This is a genomic window from Streptomyces sp. NPDC028331 (assembly GCF_055565775.1).
Map to the genome: position 1 here is coordinate 336986 of NZ_JBVHTR010000001.1, position 18764 is coordinate 355749.

The window sequence follows — 18764 nt, forward strand, 5'->3', positions numbered from 1 at the left end:
CGTGCGGCGCCGGTGCCGACGGGGCGTGATCCGCCGGTGCGAGGCGTGCCGAGCGTGCGGTCCGTGTGTCCGCCGGTGCGGTGATGTGGCGGCAGGCGGTACATCGGTACAGGGTGTGTGTAGTCGCTTCATGGAGGCAGTGATGGGTGTGGCAGCCGGTCCGATCCGCGTGGTGGTGGCCAAGCCGGGGCTCGACGGCCACGATCGCGGGGCCAAGGTGATCGCGCGGGCGCTGCGCGATGCGGGAATGGAGGTCATCTACACCGGTCTCCACCAGACGCCCGAGCAGATCGTCGACACGGCGCTCCAGGAGGACGCCGACGCGATCGGGCTGTCGATCCTGTCCGGGGCGCACAACACGCTGTTCGCCGCGGTGATCGACCTGCTGAAGGAGCGCGACGCGGAGGACATCCTGGTCTTCGGCGGCGGCATCATCCCCGAGGCGGACATCCCCCTGCTGAAGGAGAAGGGCGTGGCGGAGATCTTCACGCCCGGGGCGACGACCGCGTCGATCGTGGACTGGGTACGGGCGAACGTACGGCAGCCGGCCGGGGCGTAAGGCTCCGTGGGCGGTGTCGCGTCCACCGAGGCCGGACCCGCTCCGGGCCGGGGACAGCCGGCCGGCCGTGGAGGCTGATCGGGGTCCGGTGGAGGCGGAGGGACCGAGGGGCCGGATGCGGCCCCCGGACTCACGCACTCCGCAGTTCCTCCGTCATCGCCGCCCGCAGCCGCAGCGTCGTCGTCAGGCGCTGGAACGCCTCCGCCCAGTAGCCGCCCGCTCCCGGGGACGCGTCCTCCGGCTCGTCCGGTATCGCCGTCAGCGCGTCCAGGCGGCTCGCCTCCGCCGGGTCGAGGCACCGCTCCGCCAGCCCCATCACGCCGCTGAAGCTCCACGGGTAACTTCCGGCGTCCCGCGCGATGTTGAGTGCGTCCACGACGGCCCGGCCCAGTGGAGCGGCCCAGGGCACCGCGCACACCCCGAGGAGCTGGAACGCCTCCGACAGGCCGTGGGTGGCGATGAACCCGGCGACCCAGTCGGCCCGTTCCCCCGCTTCGAGCGTCGACAGCAGCTTCGCCCGCTCCGCCAGGGACACCGCCCCCGGGCCCGCGGCCTCCGGCGCGGACGGCGGGCCGAGCAGGGCCCGCGACCAGGGGGCGTCCCGCTGCCGTACCGCCGCCCGGCACCAGGCCGCGTGCAGTTCGCTCCGCCAGTCGTCCGCGACCGGCAGCGCGAGGATCTCCTCCGGCGTACGTCCGCCGAGCCGGACCCGCCATGTGCCCAGCGGTGCCGCCTCCACCAACTGGCCCAGCCACCACGATCGTTCGCCCCGCCCCGCCGGTGGTTTCGGCACCACTCCGTCGCGCTCCATGCCCGGATCGCACTCGTGCGGCGCCTCGACCACCAGCGTCGGCTCCCCCTGCGTGGGGTCGACCGCGACACAGGCCGCCGCCCTGGCCGCCATCCGCCCGGCCAGGGCCGAGTCCGGCAGCGCGGACAGCAACTCCGCCGCCGTGGCCCGCACATTGCGGCTGCGATCGGAGAGCGCCTGCTCCAGGAAGGGCTCGTCAGCGGGCTCGAGTCCCGTGCGCAGCGAGTCGAGGAACATCAGGCGGTCCTCGGCCCGCTCCGTCGCCCAGGTGCCCGCCAGCAGGTCGCGGGCGAGGGCGGGGCGTCGTGCGCGGAGGGTGGTGAGCAGGGCCACCCGTTCCGCGAACAGGCCTTCCTGCCACAGGCGCCGGACACGGTCCGGCTCTTCCGGCGGCGGCAGATCGGACCCGCCGCCGGGCGCGGAGCGCAGCGCGAAGCGCCAGTCCGGGTTCAGCCGGGCCAGCCACAGGGCGCGCGGTCCGGCGAAGGCCAGTGCCGCCGGCCGCAGATCCGTGCGGGCGCGGGCCGCGTCCAGCAGGGCCGGCAGGGTCTGCGGGGGCGGCGCGTAGCCGTGCTCGTTGGCCAGCGCGAGCCACTGCGGCAGCAGCTCCATCAGGTCGGGGGCCGCCCCCCGGCGGCCGCCGCCGCCCGGGCCGGGCCGGTCGGACAGCAGCAGGGCCAGTCTGCGGGCCGCCGCGGGGGGCAACGGAGGGCGGGCGTCCGTCGCCGCGGGCTCCGGACGCGGCCCGGCCGGTGCGGGGCGCAGCCCGGCCCTGCGGCGGACGGTCTGCACGGCGGCCAGGTCCAGCAGGGCCGTCGCGGCCTGCGGACCGGACGGCAGCCAGGGGGGAGTGCGCCGGTCGGTGCCCAGCAGGGCCACCGTGACAAGCTCCTCCCAGGAGACGGCGGAGGACGGGTCCGCGGGAGCGGGAGTCGTATTCATGCCAGCCCCTTCCGGGTCGGTACGGAGTCGCTCGGGTGTCGTCAGCACAGCGGGACCGCCTCTCCGGCACCCTCGGGCCAGGCGGTGAGCGGAGTGAAACCGCGGTGCCCGCACTCGCCGAAGACCGTGACCGGAGCGCCGCCCGACAGCGCGACCAGCCGCCACAGGCCCGGTCGGCTGCCCGCGGACGGCGTCAGGGGCAGAGCCATGCCGCCGTCGGCGTCCGCGAGCTGCCAGGAGCCGTCGAGCGGGGTCGGTACGACGCGGTCCAGCGTCACGGGGCACGAGTCCAGCCACGGGTCGGCCCGGAGGGCTTCCCCGTACCGCGCCGCCGCGTCGGACGTGGCCATTCCAGGCGGTCTCGTCGCTGCCGGGGCCGGGGGCGTGAACTGCTCGCCCAGCGCCGCCCGAAGCTGCCCCGCGTCCGGGTAGGACGTCACGTCGGCCTCGAAGGCCAGCCCCACCGGCAGCATCAACTCCGGCGCACGCCCTGCCGCTCCGTAGGAGAGGAGGAGCACCGTGCGGTCGGACTTCTCGCCGTACAGCCAGATCCGGCGGGTGGTCAGCCGGCCGTCCGAGGTGTCGTACTGCGCCAGCACCAGCCAGCGGTCGCGGACGGGCCGACCGTCGGGCGAACCCGCGAGGCCGACGCGTGAACGGACCGTCGCCGCCAGTCCCTCCGGCAGCCGCTCACGCCTGAGCCACCCCTGGTCCAGCAGGTGCAGCAGCGCGCACTCCTCCAGCAGCCGCACCGGCCAGCCCGGCCCCGACGCCGGCAGTGCCCCCAACTCCCGCACCCGCCCGGCCAGTCCCGGAGCCTGCGCGTCCACCATGCGGGCGGCCGTCTCCTCCCACAGCCCGTACCCCGCCTGCTCGGCCGCGGCCAGGCCACCGCGCACCAGGTCGGCCAGCCGCTGCTCCAGCTCCGTCGCCCCCGCCGTGACCCGCTCGGCCCGCCGCTCCGCCCTGCGGCGGGCCGCCTCCGGATCGGCGGACGCGGCCGGTTGCGAGCCGCCGGTCGCCCGCTTCTCCTGCGCGCGCCGCCGACGCCCCTCGAGCCACTGTTCCGCCCAGTCCGGCGCCTGACCCCGCGGCACCACGCCGTCCCCGCCCGCCCAGAGCAGCAGCAGCCCCAGCGCGTGCTTGCACGGGAACTTCCGGCTCGGGCAACTGCACTTGTACGCGGGCCCCGCCGCGTCCGCGATGTCGACGACCGTCTGGTACGGCTTGATGCCACTGCCCTTGCACAGTCCCCACACCGTCCCCTCGTCGGAACTGCCCGCCTCCGACCACGGTCCCGCCGTGCCGAGTTTGCTTCCCGCTTTGCGTGAGGCCGCGTCAGGTGCCAGTGCCAGCACCTGGTCGGCGGTCCAGCGCTCCCCCTGCCAAGTCATGTCGTCGACGGTAGGTCCCGGCACTGACAATCGACCCTCGCGACGGCGTAACCGCAGGTCATGACGCATTGTCAGTGGCGTGGTGCACGGTTGGTGGCAGATCCGAACCGGCCGAGCTGGAGGGGGATACGGCCATGCGTGTGTCCGTTGACCAGAAGTCCGTCGAAGCGAACCCGAACCCGTCCGCGCCCGCGAACGGAAGCGGGGACGCGAGCCCCGGCGGGCCGACGTCCGCGCCCGTGCGCACACCGGCGCAGGAGAAGGGCACCGCGCCCGCGGAAGCGCTCCGGCCGCACGCCGAGGACGCCTTCGCCCACGAACTCGCCGCACTGGCCGCCCAGGACGACCGGCGGCGCCCGGCCCGCTGGAAGCTGTCGCCGTGGGCCGTGGCCACCTATCTGCTGGGCGGCACGCTGCCGGACGGCACGGTGATCACACCGAAGTACGTGGGCCCGCGCCGCATCGTCGAGGTCGCCGTCACCACGCTCGCCACCGACCGCGCCCTGCTGCTGCTCGGCGTGCCCGGCACGGCGAAGACCTGGGTGTCCGAGCATCTGGCGGCGGCCGTCAGCGGCGACTCGACCCTGCTCGTGCAGGGCACGGCCGGGACCCCGGAGGAGGCGATCCGCTACGGGTGGAACTACGCGCGGCTGCTCGCGCACGGCCCCAGCCGCGACGCCCTGGTGCCGAGCCCCGTCATGCGGGCCATGGCCGAGGGGATGACCGCCCGCGTCGAGGAACTGACCCGCATCCCGGCCGACGTCCAGGACACACTGATCACGATCCTGTCGGAGAAGACGCTGCCGATACCGGAGTTGGGCGAAGAGGTGCAGGCCGTCCGCGGCTTCAACCTGATCGCCACGGCCAACGACCGCGACCGTGGGGTCAACGACCTGTCGAGCGCGCTGCGCCGCCGCTTCAACACGGTGGTGCTGCCGCTGCCGGACAGCGTCGACGCCGAGGTCGACATCGTCTCCCGCCGCGTCGACCAGATCGGCCGCTCGCTCGACCTGCCGGCTGTGCCCGACGGCATCGACGAGATCCGCCGCGTGGTGACGGTCTTCCGCGAACTGCGAGGCGGGATCACGACGGACGGCCGGACCAAGCTGAAGTCGCCCAGCGGCACCCTGTCCACCGCGGAGGCGATCTCCGTCGTCACCAACGGGCTGGCACTGTCGGCCCACTTCGGCGACGGCGTGCTGCGGCCGAGCGACGTCGCCGCGGGCATCCTGGGCGCCGTCGTCCGCGACCCCGCGGCCGACCGGGTCATCTGGCAGGAGTACCTGGAAGCGGTGGTCCGCGAGCGTGACGGCTGGACGGACTTCTACCGCGCGTGCCGGGAGGTGACCGCGTGAAGGACTCCGACTCGCCGCGGACGGGGCCGCTGCTGCTCGGGGTGCGGCACCACGGCCCGGGCTCCGCGCGGGCCGTGCGGGCCGCGCTGGAGGCGACGCGGCCCAAGGCCGTGCTGATCGAGGGGCCACCGGAGGCGGACGCCCTGATCCCGCTCGCGGACCACCCGGAGATGCGGCCGCCGGTCGCCCTGCTCGCCCACGCCGTGGACGAGCCCGGACGGTCGGCGTTCTGGCCGCTGGCCGAGTTCTCCCCGGAGTGGGTGGCGATCCGCTGGGCCGTGCGGCAGGGCGTTCCGGCCCGGTTCATCGACCTGCCGGCGACGCACACGCTGGCATGGGGGAGGCCGGAGCCGACGGGCACCGGAGCCGAGGACCCTGACGCGGTCGACGGCTCCGAGGACACCGTCCGCATCGACCCCCTCGCCGTGCTCGCCGAGACCGCCGGGTACGACGACCCGGAGCGGTGGTGGGAGGACGTCGTCGAGCACCGGGGCGTGGGGACGGGGGACCCCCTCGCGCCGTTCACCGTGCTCGAGGAGGCCATGGCCGCGCTGCGGGAGGAGTACGGCGCCGGGGGACACGAGCGGGACCTCGTGCGGGAGGCGTACATGCGGCTCCAGGTACGCGCGGCCCTGCGGGAGTTCGGGCCGGACGTGGCGGTGGTGTGCGGGGCCTGGCACGTGCCGGCGCTCCGCGAGCGGACCTCCGTCACCGCCGACCGCGTCCTGCTGAAGGGCCTGCCCAAGGTGAAGACGGACATGACCTGGGTGCCCTGGACCCACCGCAGGCTCGCCCGGGCCAGTGGGTACGGGGCGGGCATCGACTCGCCGGGCTGGTACGGGCATCTGTTCCGCGCCCCCGACCGGCCCGTCGAGCGGTGGCTGACCAAGGTCGCCGGGCTGCTGCGCGACGAGGACCGGATCGTGTCGTCCGCGCACGTCATCGAGGCGGTACGGCTGGCCGAGACGCTCGCCGTGCTGCGCGGGCGCCCGCTGCCGGGACTGTCCGAGACGACCGACGCGGTGCGGGCGGTGATGTGCGAGGGCTCCGACGTGCCGCTGGCGCTGGTGCACGACCGGCTCGTGGTCGGCGACGACATGGGCGGAGTACCGGAATCGGCCCCCGCCGTGCCATTGCAGCGGGACCTCGCCCGGCACCAGAAGAGGCTCAGGCTCAAGCCCGAGCCGCTGGAGCGGGAGGTGGAGCTGGACCTGCGCAAGGACACCGACACCGAGCGCAGCCGGCTGCTGCACCGGCTGCGGCTCCTCGGGATCGACTGGGGCGAGCCCGCGGCCTCGCGCGGCAGCACCGGGACGTTCCGGGAGACCTGGCGGCTGCGCTGGGAACCGGAGCTCGCGGTGCGGGTCGCGGAGGCCGGGGTGTGGGGGACGACCGTGCTCGCCGCCGCGACCGCCAGGGCCGAGGCGGACGCGACGGCCGCGCAGTCCCTGGCCGACGTCACCGCGCTCGCCGAGCGGTGTCTGCTGGCGGAACTGACGGAGGCGCTGCCCGTGGTGATGCGGGTCCTCGCCGACCGCGCCGCGCTCGACGCCGACGTCGGCCACCTCGCCCAGGCCCTGCCCGCCCTGGTCCGCTCCCTGCGCTACGGGGACGTGCGCGGCACGGACACCACGGCGCTGGGGGAGGTGGCCGCGGGTCTCGCCGAGCGCGTGTTCGTCGGGCTGCCACCGGCGTGCGCCGCGCTGGACGCCGAGGCGGCCGAGGAGATGCGGCGCCATGTGGACGCCGTGCACGGGGCGGTGGGGCTGCTGGGGGACGGCATCGGGGCGGACCACGGCGACATACGGGAGCGGTGGCGTGCCGTCCTCAGGGTGCTCGGCGGGCGGGACACCGTCCCCGGGGTGATCCGCGGGCGGGCCGTGCGGCTGCTCCTGGACGAGGGGGAACTGGCGCAGGAGGAGGCCGCGCGGCTGATGGGGCTCGTGCTGTCGCCGGGGACGCCACCGGCGGACGCCGCCGCGTGGATCGAGGGGTTCGTCGGGGGCGGCTCCGGCGGCGGGATGCTGCTCGTGCACGACGAGCGGCTGCTCGCGCTGGTGGACGCCTGGCTGACCGGCGTGCCGGCGGAGGCGTTCACCGATGTGCTGCCGCTGCTGCGGCGGACGTTCTCGGCGTACGAGCCCGGAGTGCGGCGCACCCTCGGCGAGTTGGTGCGGCGCGGCCCGGGCACGCGGGGGAGCACGGCCGCCACGGGGGCGGGCGTTCCGGGGTTCGGCACCGACCTCGACGCCGGGCGGGCGGATGCCGTGGTCCCGGTGCTGCGCCTGCTGCTCGGCCTGGACGAACCGGACGGCAGCGATGTCAACGACCTGGTGGGGGTGGCCGGATGAGCACGCACACGACCGACGGCACGAACATCGCCGGTGCCGACGAGCGGCTGCGGCGCTGGCGGCTGGTGCTCGGAGGAGACGCGGCGGACGGCACCGGGTATGGGCTGACCGGGCGGGACGCGGCGATGGACGGGGCACTGACCGCGCTGTACGGGAAGGGCGACAGGCCGCAGCAGGGGCGGGACCGTTCGGCGGGGCTCGGGGCGTCGGCGCCGTCCGTGGCGCGCTGGCTGGGGGACATCCGCACCTACTTCCCCTCGTCCGTCGTCCAGGTCATGCAGCGTGACGCCATCGACCGGCTCGGGCTGTCCGCCCTCCTGCTCGAACCGGAGATGCTCGAGGCGGTCGAGGCCGACGTGCACCTGGTCGGCACGCTGCTCTCGCTGAACAAGGCGATGCCGGAGACCACCAAGGAGACGGCCCGGGCGGTGGTGCGCAAGGTCGTCGAGGACCTGGAGAAGCGGCTCGCCACCCGCACCCGGGCCACGCTCACCGGCGCCCTCGACCGCAGCGCCCGTATCACCCGGCCCCGCCACCGGGACATCGACTGGAACCGCACGATCGCGGCCAACCTCAAGCACTATCTGCCGGAGTACCGCACGGTGGTGCCGGAGCGGCTGATCGGGTACGGGCGGGCGTCGCAGTCGGTGAAGAAGGAGGTGGTCCTCTGCATCGACCAGTCGGGGTCGATGGCGGCCTCGGTGGTGTACGCGTCCGTGTTCGGGGCGGTGCTCGCTTCCATGCGGTCGATCGCCACCCGGCTCGTCGTCTTCGACACGGCCGTCGTGGACCTCACCGACCAGCTCGACGACCCGGTCGACGTCCTCTTCGGCACCCAGCTCGGCGGCGGCACGGACATCAACAGGGCGCTGGCGTACTGCCAGTCGCAGATCACCCGGCCCACGGAGACGGTCGTGGTCCTCATCAGCGACCTGTACGAGGGAGGCATCCGCGACGAGATGCTCAAGCGGGTGGCGGCGATGAAGGCGTCGGGGGTGCAGTTCGTGGCGCTGCTCGCGCTCTCCGACGAGGGGGCACCCGCGTACGACAGGGAGCACGCGGCGGCACTCGCGGCGCTCGGCGCACCGGCGTTCGCGTGCACGCCCGACCTGTTCCCGGAGGTGATGGCTGCGGCGATCGAGAAGCGGCCCCTGCCGATACCGGAGACGGCCTGACGACGACCGAGGACCCGGAGGCGGGACACCGCACCATGCAAGGAGGAAACGGATATGACGGTCCATCGGTGACAGCGGGCTTGCGCGATCGCGGGCGTCCCGTGCGAGGATCGACGGCGCTCGGCATCCATGGTGCGCGGTGTTCGCTCCGTGCCCGCCTGGTTTCCGCCGCACGGAGGCTCTCCCCGTCGTGACCCTGCCAGCCGCACTGCCCTTCGCCGGTGCCGCACTGCGCGCGATGCGTACGGCGGCCGGAAGGCATGCGCTGCACGTCGCGCTGGTGCTGGGCGCGTTGTTCGCGCTGGGACTCCTGTGCCAGGGACAGGCACACGCCGCGGACGGAACACCGGCGGCCCCGGGGTCTCCCACCGCTGCCGGGACCAGAGCCGGCACGGCGGCCGGGACCGGGAACGGAACTCCGTCAGGCGGGCGGGGCGAAACGGCCGTCGGCCGTTCCACCGTGCAGCCGGGCGTCCACCCCTCCAAGCACCCGCAGCGCAGCGCATCCGGCGCAGCCGGGGCCCTCGTCCCCCTCGTGACCGAGGCCGCGCAGCCGGTCGCCCACGAACTGGTGCCACCGGTCGCCGACGAGTTGGTGCCACCTGGAACCGACGGCCTCGTGCCGCCGGTGGGCGACGCGGTCGCAGGGCCTGTCGGCGGACTGGTGCGGGCGGTGACCGAGGGCGTGGCGGACGCGACCGCGCAGTGGCCGCCGGCTCCGTCCCCGCCGTGGCGGCCGTCCCCGCCCGGTCTGCCGGGCCTTCCCGGTCTCCCCGGGATCCCGGCGGCTCCGGGCCGGCCGACGCCCCCGGTGCGCACCCTGCCCGCGCCGGCCACGCCGCAACAACCGGACGGCGGCACGGCGCGCCACGGCACGGCGAAGCAGCGGGAAACCGACACCCCCGGGCCCCGGGTCACCGGGCGCCCCGGCGGGACGGCGGCACGGTACGCGGGGCCCGCGCCCCACGCCGTACAGACCGCCCAACACCTGCACCCGCACACGTACCGGCACTGGTACCCCCACCCGCACCCGCACGCGCACCCGCACCCGCCCCGGATCCCCGGCGGCGACGCGACCCTGGTGCTGGGCGACCGGCCCGCCGCCGACGCGGGTTCGCCGCACCACGGCGACGCGCGCGCCGTCACCTCGGTCCACCGGGCGCCGAACGGGCTCGTGCCAGGCGCCACGGCGGCCGTCACCGCGGACAGGACCCGGGACCGGCACAGGGACCTTCCCGAGTCCCCCGGTTAGGGCAGCACCTCCGCCTCTCCGGACCCGCCGCGTGGGCGGCACGGGTGTGCCCGTCGGGCATCGCCACCGCGGACACGGCCGGCACGGCCTCCAGCGCCGTGAACGGCGTCGTCCCCAAGGCGACCCACACCGTCTCCGGCGTCGCGCACGGCGCGGGCCGCCGACGGCACCGCCTGGACGGCGACGCACCCCCCAGCCGCAGAAGCCGGCCGCAGAGAAGCCGGCCGCGAAGAAGCCGGCTCACCGTCCAGGGCGTCACCGGCACCCGGCACCCGGGACCGGGCCACGCCGAGCCCAGCCCAGCCCAGCCAGCCCAGTCCCAGCGGCGAGAAGGCCGCACCGACCCCGTCCGACCCGGCGCCGCCGTACGGCGCCCGACCGACTCCGCGGGCTGACGGAGACGGACGACCGAAAGCCGTCGGTCCGTCCGCCCCGAACCTCGCGGAAGGGGCCGACCGGTCCCCATTGGGGTGGGGATCGGTGGCCCTGACCCCTTCGGGGTTGTTCCAGGGGCCTCACCGGGTCAACCCCAGCCCGGTGAGGCCCTTCACCGCTGGCACGCGGTGCCAGAGAGTCCGGCATCATGTGACAGGTATCACCGCTCAGGTGTGACCCTCGATTTATGGACGCCCCGCGAGCGGCGATAACCTGCGAGACGGACATGCCGCGCGCTCGGACACCGTGTGCGCCTCCCTTGTGACAGAGCGGACGTCACGTTGCCCTTCGCGGCACGCCCACGCATCCAACGAACCGCGAGATCACTGATAGGGACGGAAGCGCGTGGACCTGTTCGAGTACCAGGCGAGGGACCTCTTCGCCAAGCACGGTGTACCGGTGCTGGCCGGTGAAGTCATCGACACGCCTGAGGCGGCGCGCGAGATCACCGAGCGGCTGGGCGGCAAGTCGGTCGTCAAGGCGCAGGTGAAGGTCGGTGGCCGCGGCAAGGCCGGCGGTGTCAAGCTGGCCGCCACCCCGGACGAGGCGGTCGCCCGCGCGACGGACATCCTCGGCATGGACATCAAGGGCCACACGGTCCACAAGGTGATGATCGCCGAGACCGCCCCGGAGATCCTCGAGGAGTACTACGTCTCCTTCCTCCTCGACCGCGCCAACCGCACCTTCCTCTCCATCGCCTCCGTCGAGGGCGGCATGGAGATCGAGGAGGTCGCGGCCACCCGCCCCGAGGCCGTCGCCAAGATCGCGATCGACGCCATCGACGGCGTGGACAAGGCGAAGGCGCAGGAGATCGTCGCGGCCGCCAAGTTCCCGGCCGAGGTGGCCGACAAGGTCGCCGACGTCCTGGTCAGCCTGTGGGAGGTCTTCGTCAAGGAGGACGCCCTCCTGGTCGAGGTGAACCCGCTGGCCAAGGTCGCCTCCGGTGACGTCATCGCCCTCGACGGCAAGGTGTCCCTGGACGACAACGCCGAGTTCCGTCACCCCGAGTTCGAGGAGCTCCACGACAAGGCGGCGGCCAACCCGCTCGAGGCCGCGGCCAAGGAGAAGAACCTCAACTACGTCAAGCTCGACGGCGAGGTCGGCATCATCGGCAACGGCGCGGGCCTGGTCATGTCCACCCTGGACGTGGTCGCGTACGCCGGTGAGAAGCACAAGGGTGTCAAGCCCGCGAACTTCCTCGACATCGGCGGTGGCGCCTCCGCCGAGGTCATGGCGAACGGCCTCGAGATCATCCTCGGCGACCCGGACGTGAAGTCCGTGTTCGTCAACGTGTTCGGTGGCATCACCGCCTGTGACGCGGTCGCCAACGGCATCGTGCAGGCCCTGGAGCTCCTCGAGTCCAAGGGCGAAGAGGTCAACAAGCCGCTGGTCGTGCGCCTCGACGGCAACAACGCCGAACTGGGTCGCCAGATCCTGGACGACCGCAACCACCCGCTGGTCCAGCGTGTGGACACCATGGACGGCGCGGCCGACAAGGCCGCCGAGCTGGCTGCTGCCGCGAAGTAAGGGACGAGGTCAAAGACAACCATGGCTATCTTCCTCACCAAGGAATCCAAGGTCATCGTCCAGGGCATGACCGGCTCCGAGGGCCAGAAGCACACCCGCCGCATGCTCGCCTCCGGCACCAACATCGTCGGTGGCGTGAACCCGCGCAAGGCGGGCCAGAGCGTCGACTTCGACGGCACCGAGATCCCCGTGTTCGGCTCGGTGGCCGAGGCCATCGAGAAGACCGGCGCCGACGTCACGGTCATCTTCGTCCCGGAGAAGTTCACCAAGGACGCGGTCGTCGAGGCCATCGACGCCGAGATCCCGCTCGCGGTCGTCATCACCGAGGGCATCGCGGTGCACGACACGGCGTCCTTCTGGGCGTACGCCGGCAAGAAGGGCAACAAGACCCGCATCATCGGTCCGAACTGCCCCGGCCTGATCACCCCCGGTCAGTCGAACGCCGGCATCATCCCGGCCGACATCACCAAGCCGGGCCGCATCGGCCTGGTCTCGAAGTCCGGCACGCTGACGTACCAGATGATGTACGAGCTGCGGGACATCGGCTTCTCCACCTGCGTCGGCATCGGCGGTGACCCGATCATCGGCACCACCCACATCGACGCGCTGAAGGCCTTCCAGGACGACCCCGACACCGACCTGATCGTCATGATCGGTGAGATCGGCGGCGACGCCGAGGAGCGGGCCGCGGCCTTCATCAAGGAGAACGTGACCAAGCCGGTCGTCGGCTACGTCGCGGGCTTCACCGCGCCCGAGGGCAAGACCATGGGTCACGCGGGCGCCATCGTCTCCGGTTCGTCGGGCACCGCCCAGGCGAAGAAGGAGGCGCTCGAGGCGGCGGGCGTCAAGGTCGGCAAGACGCCGACGGAGACCGCCAAGCTCGCGCGGGAGATCCTGGCCGGCTGAACTCCGCCCGGCTGAACGTGCGGTGGGCCCGTACCCCTTCCGGGGGCGGGCCCACCGGCGTTGTTGTGCGGTGCAGCGCGTCACGCGGGTTCAGCGGGGTTCCGGGGTCAGCCGGGCCGGTCCCTGGTGCGGGGCCGCCAGCAGCTTGGCGCGGAGCGCTGTCCGGGCGTGGGACAGCGGCCCCTGGGCCAGGGGCGGGGGGAGGTCCTGGACGGGTGTGCCAGGGCCCACCGGTGGCTCGTAGTGGTTCGGGGCGGTGCGCACGGTCAGGGTGGTCATGCCGATGACGGCCGTCGTCAGGGCGATCGCCGCGCGGGTGCACCGGCGGTTGTGGCGTTCGCCGCGGGTGCGGACCGAGGAGGCCCCGGGGGCGCGGAGAAGTTCCCAGGAGGCCAGTTCGGCGAGCCTGCGGGGCAGGACCTCCGGTTCCGCCTGGTCCGGTACGAGCCTGGTCAGGGTTGCGCGGGCGCGCAGCAGACGGGCTGCCGCGGCCGGGGTGCTCGCCTCCGTCTCGGCCGCGACGTCCGGCAGGTCCAGGCCGAGGCCGTCGTAGAGCAGCAGGGTGCGCCGTTGGGCGGGCGGCAGTTTCCGGAGCGCGCGCAGCAGGGCGCGGTTCGCGGGCCCCGGGGGCGGCGGCTCCGGGAGGCGGTGGCGGAGGCGGAAGCGGTGCCAGGGCGAGAGCGCCCGGTCGTGCACCGCTGCCCGTACCCAGCCGGCGGGGTCACGGTCCACGGCCACCTCGGGCCAGCGTCGCCACGCCAGCTCGAAGGCACGCTCGACCGCCGCGCGGGCCAGGTCGCGCCGGCCGGTGAGCAGATACGCCTGCCGTACGAGCGCGGGGGCGCAGTACTCGTACAGCGCGTCGAAGGCCTGATGAGGCGTCAGGGTCTGCCGCACGGGACGGCCCTTCGTGCTGAAAAGTACATAAAAGTATTTTTAACGACACATCAGAGCTTCGCGCGTTACGCCGGAAAAGTGCGTGTCGTTGGGAGCATGGCGGCGTGACTCCAAGGATCGACCGCCGCACCCCGTTGCCGTCCCTGCTCGCCCGGTCGCGCGACCGGTGGCCCGGGCTGGGGGTGAGCCTGCTCGGCGGAGCGGTTGCCGCGTTGCTGGGGCTCGGTGCGTTCGCCCTCCTCACGATCGTGCTGTGGATCAGTACGCCGTACCCCGACGACGGACCGGGTGGCGCACTGCGGGTGGCGGCCGCGTTGTGGCTGCTGGCGCACGGCGTGGTGCTCTTCCGCGCCGAGACGCTGTCCGGGCTGCCCGCACCCGTCGGCATCACACCGCTGCTCCCGGCCGTGGTGCCGGTGTGGCTGCTGTACCGGGCGGCGCGGGAGGCGGCCGGCGGGGACGGCGTGGAGGACGCGGAGAGCCCGGAGGGATCGCAGGCGGTCGCGGCGGGACCGGTGTGGTGCGGTGTGGCCGCGGGCTATGCCGGGGTGGGAGTGGCGGCGGCGCTGTACGCCTCGGCCGGGGCGCTGCGGCCGTCGTGGGCGGGGACCCTGGTGGGCCTGCCACTGGTGGCCGTGGCGGCTGCGGGGGTGGGGGTGTGGACGGCGTACGGGCGGCCGTGCGGGGCGCTGCGCGTCCTCGGCGGTGCGGAACACGAGTGGCTGTGGGGTGTCGGACGGGCGGGTCTGGCCGGGGTGGCCGTGCTGCTGGGCGGGGGCGGGCTGCTCGCGGGGCTGTCGCTGGTGTGGCACGGCGGGGCGGTGCGGGAGTCGTTCCTCCAGGTCGCGCAGGGCTGGGCGGGACGGAGCGCGGTACTGCTGCTGGCGGTCGCCCTGGTGCCGAACGCGGCGGTGTGGGCGGCGGCCTACGCGCTCGGGCCCGGGTTCGTGCTGGCGGCGGGGCACGGCGTGGGGCCGTGGTCGACGGCGCCGTCGCCGTCGTCGCTGCCGCCGTTTCCGCTGCTGGCGGCCGTGCCCGGAGACGGGGGCGGGCTGCTGCGCTGGGCGGTGGTGGCGGTGCCGGTGGCGGCGGGGACGGCGGTGGGCCGGCTGGTGGCGCTCGCGGCTTGCGCTGCGCGGGAACGGGGGCGCGGGGCGGCGTGGTCGGCCGGGCGGACGGTGACGGGTGTCCTGGCGGCCGCGGTGGTGTGCGGGGTGCTGCTCGGAGGGCTTGCGGAGGCGTCCGGCGGGCCGCTCGGGGTGGCGGCGCTGGCGCGGTTCGGGCCGGTGGGGTGGCAGGTCGGGGGTGCCGCCGCGGGATGGATCGCGGGGGTGGGGGTGCCGGTCGGGGCGGCGGTGCGGTGGTGGTCGCTGCGTGGGGTGGAACAGCGGCCGGTCCGGGCCGCGGGGGCGGAGGTCCGCGGGGCGGCCGTCCGGAGGGTGGAGGAGCGGTCGGCCGAGGTCCCGGTCGCCTCGGCGGTGACTCCGGTGCCGGCACCGGCGGGGGCGCGGGCGGACGGGCCCGACCAGGCGGCCTGGGAGGACCCGGACCTGATCCCGTACGAGGTGCTGGCCGCGGACGTGGATCCGTTCCTGCCGGACGGGTCGGGGCCGACGCCGTTCCGGCCGGAAGAGTCGTGACCGCCCGGTCGGTTCACCGGACCGGAGGGGATACGGCCGGGAAGGTCAGCCGTTCGTCCCCAGGACTCCCCGCAGGTCCTTCGGCAGAAGGTCGTTGCAGGACTGCTTCGCCGCCGTCGTCAAGGCGTCGTTGACGCACGTGTAGTAGTCCCGGTAGACGAGCTGCGCCGCGAACGTGGTGGCCACCAGCGCCAGCGCCAGGGACGCCGTGACCAGGCCGCTGATCGCTGCCGTGGTCTGCGGGCGGGCCGGTGGCGCAGGGCTCTTCGGGGCGGGGGTGCGGGGCTTCGCGCGCAGGGCGCTCACGCCCCAGTACAGCGACAGCGCACCCAGCAGCAGCGCCACGTACGTCCAGCTGAACAGGGCGAAGAAGAACGCCCACATACCGCCCAGCAGCGCGTACCGCGCACGGCGCTGGGCCGGGTCCGTGGGATCCCAGCGCAGGCCCGCACCGGAACCGCCGGGACCCTCGGGGCCGCCCTGTCCGCCGGAGCCGCCGGGGCCGCCGGAGCCGCCCGGGCGCTCGCCGAAACGGCCGCCCGTCGCGGGGCCCGGCTGCCGGTCGCTCCACTGACTGCCCCAGGGCGAACGCCCGCCCTCGCCGCTGCCGCCCCGACCCTGACCTGGGCGTCGCGGCTGCCAGGGGCGGTCCGGCGCCCCCTCCGGCGGTGGCGCGAACGGGTTGTCGTCCGCCGGTTCCCCCTTGGGTCCCCGACCGTCCCCGACGGACCCGCCGCCCGCGGACGGTGCCCCGTCGCTCTCCTGCGGCGGCACAGGCGAAGGGTGCCGCTCGCGCAGCAGCAGCGGAGGGAGTCGGAGACTGCGGTCCGGCATCAGGTGTGCGTCTTCCCCTTGGTGGTACGGGCTGGGTGGTACGGGCGGGCGGTTCGTCCACGGAGCTCGCCGTACGGCGGGCGCATCCCCGGGCAGGCGGTCCCGCGCGGGCCCCCCTCACCCGGTCAACGTCCCGCGCAGGTGCGGCGTTCCCCCGCCTCGGACCGCTTTCCGGGCCGTCCCCGGGTGGCTCCCTCCCCAGACGCTACCTTCCGGCCACGCCCCCGTCGCCCGGGGGCCCGCTGGTGTGCCGGTATCGTTGCTGACGGTCGGCCGCTTCGTAGACTTCCCCGTATCGCGGGCCGCGAAGCATTCGTACGACCGTACAAACGCTCTCCCGAGCGACCGCACGCACACTTCCCCGAGAAAGGGCCCCGCCGTGCCCGAGTCCGTGGCCGAGACCGTCACCGAGTCCGCGGCCAAGCGCCTGGTCGTCCTGGTCTCCGGTTCCGGCACCAACCTGCAGGCGCTCCTCGACGCCATCGCCGAGACCGGCGCCGCCGCCTACGGGGCCGAGGTCGTGGCCGTCGGCGCCGACCGCACCGGCATCGAGGGCCTCGCCCGCGCCGAACGCGCCGGGCTGCCCACCTTCGTCTGCCGGGTGAAGGACTACGACAGCAGGGAGGCGTGGGACGCCGCCCTCACCGAGGCCGTCGCCTCCTACGAACCCGACCTCGTCGTCTCCGCCGGGTTCATGAAGATCGTGGGCAAGGAGTTCCTCGCCCGGTTCGGCGGGCGGTTCGTCAACACCCACCCCGCTCTGCTGCCCAGTTTTCCCGGAGCCCACGGTGTGCGCGACGCGCTCGCGTACGGCGCCAAGGTCACCGGTTGCACCGTCCACTTCGTCGACGACGGCGTCGACACCGGGCCGATCATCGCGCAGGGCGTGGTGGAGGTCCGGGACGAGGACGACGAGAGCGCTCTGCACGAGCGCATCAAGGAAGTCGAGCGAAGACTGCTCGTCGAGGTCGTGGGGCGGATCGCCCGCAACGGCTATCGCATTGAGGGACGAAAGGTAGTTATCCAGTGACCGCCGAGAGCACCAAGCGGCCCGTGCGGCGCGCGCTCGTCAGCGTCTACGACAAGACCGGGCTCGAGGAGCTCGCCCGTGGCCTGCACGAGGCGGGTGTGGAACTCGTCTCGACCGGTTCCACCGCCGGCCGTATCGCCGCCGCAGGCGTCCCCGTCACCAAGGTCGAGGAGCTGACCGGCTTCCCCGAGTGCCTGGACGGCCGGGTCAAGACCCTGCACCCCAGGGTCCACGCGGGCATCCTCGCCGACCTGCGCCTCGAGACCCACCGGCAGCAGCTCGCCGAGCTGGGCGTCGAGCCGTTCGACCTGGTCGTCGTCAACCTCTACCCGTTCCGCGAGACCGTGGCCTCGGGGGCCTCCCCCGACGAGTGTGTCGAGCAGATCGACATCGGCGGCCCCTCGATGGTCCGCGCCGCCGCCAAGAACCACCCGTCCGTCGCCGTGGTCACCAGCCCGGAGCGCTACGGCGACGTCCTCGCCGCGGTCCGCGACGGCGGCTTCGACCTCACCGCCCGCAAGCGGCTCGCCGCCGAGGCCTTCCAGCACACGGCCGCGTACGACGTCGCCGTGGCGTCCTGGTTCGCCTCCTCCTACGCGCCCGTCGACGACTCCGTCTTCCCCGACTTCGTCGGCGCGACCTACGAGCGCCGCAACACCCTGCGCTACGGCGAGAACCCGCACCAGCCCGCCGCCCTCTACGTCGACGGCACCGGGGGCCTCGCGGAGGCGGAGCAACTGCACGGCAAGGAGATGTCGTACAACAACTACACGGACACGGACGCCGCGCGCCGTGCCGCGTACGACCACGACGAGCCGTGCGTCGCCATCATCAAGCACGCCAACCCGTGCGGCATCGCGATCGGCGCGGACGTCGCCGAGGCGCACCGCAAGGCCCACGCCTGCGACCCGGTCTCCGCGTACGGCGGTGTCATCGCCGTCAACCGGCCCGTGAGCCGGGAGATGGCCGAGCAGGTCGCCGACATCTTCACCGAGGTCATCGTCGCGCCGGACTACGAGGAGGGCGCGCTCGAGGCACTCGCCAAGAAGAAGAACATCCGGGTGCTGAGGGCGCCCAACGCGCCGGAGAACCCCGCCGAGCTCAAGCAGATCGACGGCGGTGCGCTGCTCCAGGTCACCGACCGCCTGCAGGCCGACGGCGACGACCCGGCGCACTGGACCCTGGCGTCCGGTGAGGCGCTGAGCGCCGAGGAGCTGAAGGAACTCGCCTTCGCCTGGAAGGCCTGCCGCGCCGTCAAGTCCAACGCGATCCTGCTCGCCAAGGACGGCGCCTCCGTCGGCGTCGGCATGGGCCAGGTCAACCGGGTGGACTCCTGCCGGCTCGCCGTCGAACGGGCGGGCGAGGAGCGGGCGCGCGGCTCGTACGCCGCCTCGGACGCCTTCTTCCCGTTCCCCGACGGCCCGGAGATCCTGATCGCCGCGGGCGTCAGGGCGATCGTCCAGCCCGGCGGTTCGATCCGCGACGAGCAGGTCGTGGAGGCGGCACGGAAGGCGGGCGTGACGATGTACTTCACGGGCACGCGCCACTTCTTCCACTGAGCCGCGGCCGGCCGTGATGACGGGGGAGGGGGGGGGGGGGGGGGGGGGGGGGGGGGGGGGGGGGGGGGGGGGGGGGGGGGGGGGGGTGGGGGTGGGA

The 18764-nt window shown here is 74.1% G+C and carries 14 protein-coding genes; 10 read left to right on the forward strand and 4 right to left on the reverse strand.

Features of this window, described 5'->3' with window-relative positions; genetic code table 11:
- Window positions 1-142: 142 nt before the first annotated feature.
- A complete protein-coding gene (locus ACZ4SW_RS01635) occupies window positions 143-559 on the forward strand; it encodes a cobalamin B12-binding domain-containing protein (protein WP_059424972.1) in 417 nt (138 codons plus the stop codon).
- Between the two features lie 130 nt (window positions 560-689).
- Here ACZ4SW_RS01635 and ACZ4SW_RS01640 read toward each other — a convergent pair whose 3' ends face one another.
- Both ACZ4SW_RS01640 and ACZ4SW_RS01645 read right to left on the reverse strand, forming a co-directional pair.
- Window positions 690-2312 carry a DUF5691 domain-containing protein gene (locus ACZ4SW_RS01640; protein WP_468236433.1) on the reverse strand — a complete coding sequence of 541 codons (1623 nt, stop codon included), beginning with the start codon at window positions 2310-2312 and terminating at the stop codon, window positions 690-692.
- A gap of 41 nt (window positions 2313-2353) precedes the next feature.
- A complete protein-coding gene (locus ACZ4SW_RS01645) occupies window positions 2354-3706 on the reverse strand; it encodes an SWIM zinc finger family protein (RefSeq protein ID WP_468236435.1) in 1353 nt (450 codons plus the stop codon).
- A gap of 134 nt (window positions 3707-3840) precedes the next feature.
- Between ACZ4SW_RS01645 and ACZ4SW_RS01650 the strand changes: the two genes are divergently transcribed.
- The 6 genes from ACZ4SW_RS01650 (at window position 3841) to sucD (ending at window position 12707) form a co-directional block, all read left to right on the forward strand.
- A complete protein-coding gene (locus ACZ4SW_RS01650) occupies window positions 3841-5061 on the forward strand; it encodes an ATP-binding protein (RefSeq protein WP_468236438.1) in 1221 nt (406 codons plus the stop codon).
- The gene (locus tag ACZ4SW_RS01655) at window positions 5058-7412 is read left to right on the forward strand and encodes a DUF5682 family protein (protein WP_468236440.1); all 2355 of its coding nucleotides are present in this window, start codon (window positions 5058-5060) and stop codon (window positions 7410-7412) included. The genes ACZ4SW_RS01650 and ACZ4SW_RS01655 overlap by 4 nt, the downstream gene beginning before the upstream one ends.
- Entirely contained in the window at window positions 7409-8587 is a 1179-nt protein-coding gene (locus ACZ4SW_RS01660; protein WP_468236442.1) for a VWA domain-containing protein, read from the forward strand. The genes ACZ4SW_RS01655 and ACZ4SW_RS01660 overlap by 4 nt, the downstream gene beginning before the upstream one ends.
- Window positions 8588-8777: 190 nt before the next feature.
- Window positions 8778-9839, forward strand: a complete 1062-nt coding sequence (locus tag ACZ4SW_RS01665; RefSeq protein WP_468236445.1) for a hypothetical protein — start codon at window positions 8778-8780, stop codon at window positions 9837-9839.
- A 780-nt stretch (window positions 9840-10619) separates the two neighbouring features.
- Window positions 10620-11801: an ADP-forming succinate--CoA ligase subunit beta gene (sucC, locus tag ACZ4SW_RS01670; protein ID WP_468236447.1), complete on the forward strand. Its 1182-nt coding sequence runs from the start codon at window positions 10620-10622 to the stop codon at window positions 11799-11801.
- A gap of 21 nt (window positions 11802-11822) precedes the next feature.
- Entirely contained in the window at window positions 11823-12707 is an 885-nt protein-coding gene (gene sucD, locus ACZ4SW_RS01675; protein WP_468236448.1) for a succinate--CoA ligase subunit alpha, read from the forward strand.
- A 90-nt stretch (window positions 12708-12797) separates the two neighbouring features.
- Here sucD and ACZ4SW_RS01680 read toward each other — a convergent pair whose 3' ends face one another.
- Entirely contained in the window at window positions 12798-13604 is an 807-nt protein-coding gene (locus ACZ4SW_RS01680) for a sigma factor-like helix-turn-helix DNA-binding protein (RefSeq protein WP_468236449.1), read from the reverse strand.
- Window positions 13605-13708: 104 nt separating this feature from the next.
- On the opposite strand from ACZ4SW_RS01680, the gene ACZ4SW_RS01685 reads away from it, so the two are divergent.
- Entirely contained in the window at window positions 13709-15244 is a 1536-nt protein-coding gene (locus tag ACZ4SW_RS01685; RefSeq protein WP_468236451.1) for a cell division protein PerM, read from the forward strand.
- Window positions 15245-15289: 45 nt separating this feature from the next.
- On the opposite strand, the gene ACZ4SW_RS01690 is transcribed toward ACZ4SW_RS01685, so the two are convergent.
- A complete protein-coding gene (locus tag ACZ4SW_RS01690; RefSeq protein ID WP_468236452.1) occupies window positions 15290-16078 on the reverse strand; it encodes a hypothetical protein in 789 nt (262 codons plus the stop codon).
- 247 nt (window positions 16079-16325) lie between these two features.
- On the opposite strand from ACZ4SW_RS01690, the gene purN reads away from it, so the two are divergent.
- Window positions 16326-17108 (forward strand): phosphoribosylglycinamide formyltransferase, encoded by a 783-nt coding sequence (purN, locus tag ACZ4SW_RS01695; protein ID WP_468236453.1) that lies wholly within the window; start codon window positions 16326-16328, stop codon window positions 17106-17108.
- On the forward strand, window positions 17105-18667 hold the full coding sequence (gene purH, locus ACZ4SW_RS01700; RefSeq protein ID WP_468236455.1) for a bifunctional phosphoribosylaminoimidazolecarboxamide formyltransferase/IMP cyclohydrolase: 1563 nt from the start codon (window positions 17105-17107) through the stop codon (window positions 18665-18667). The genes purN and purH overlap by 4 nt, the downstream gene beginning before the upstream one ends.
- The last annotated feature ends 97 nt before the right edge of the window (window positions 18668-18764 follow it).

What these genes read in the sequence shown, in the direction of transcription:
- ACZ4SW_RS01635 (WP_059424972.1), top strand. Translation starts at nt 143, where the DNA reads ATGGGTGTGGCAGCCGGTCCGATCCGCGTGGTGGTGGCCAAGCCGGGG.
- ACZ4SW_RS01640 (WP_468236433.1), bottom strand. Translation starts at nt 2,312, where the DNA reads ATGAATACGACTCCCGCTCCCGCGGACCCGTCCTCCGCCGTCTCCTGG.
- ACZ4SW_RS01645 (WP_468236435.1), bottom strand. Translation starts at nt 3,706, where the DNA reads ATGACTTGGCAGGGGGAGCGCTGGACCGCCGACCAGGTGCTGGCACTG.
- ACZ4SW_RS01650 (WP_468236438.1), top strand. Translation starts at nt 3,841, where the DNA reads ATGCGTGTGTCCGTTGACCAGAAGTCCGTCGAAGCGAACCCGAACCCG.
- ACZ4SW_RS01660 (WP_468236442.1), top strand. Translation starts at nt 7,409, where the DNA reads ATGAGCACGCACACGACCGACGGCACGAACATCGCCGGTGCCGACGAG.
- sucD (WP_468236448.1), top strand. Translation starts at nt 11,823, where the DNA reads ATGGCTATCTTCCTCACCAAGGAATCCAAGGTCATCGTCCAGGGCATG.
- ACZ4SW_RS01690 (WP_468236452.1), bottom strand. Translation starts at nt 16,078, where the DNA reads ATGCCGGACCGCAGTCTCCGACTCCCTCCGCTGCTGCTGCGCGAGCGG.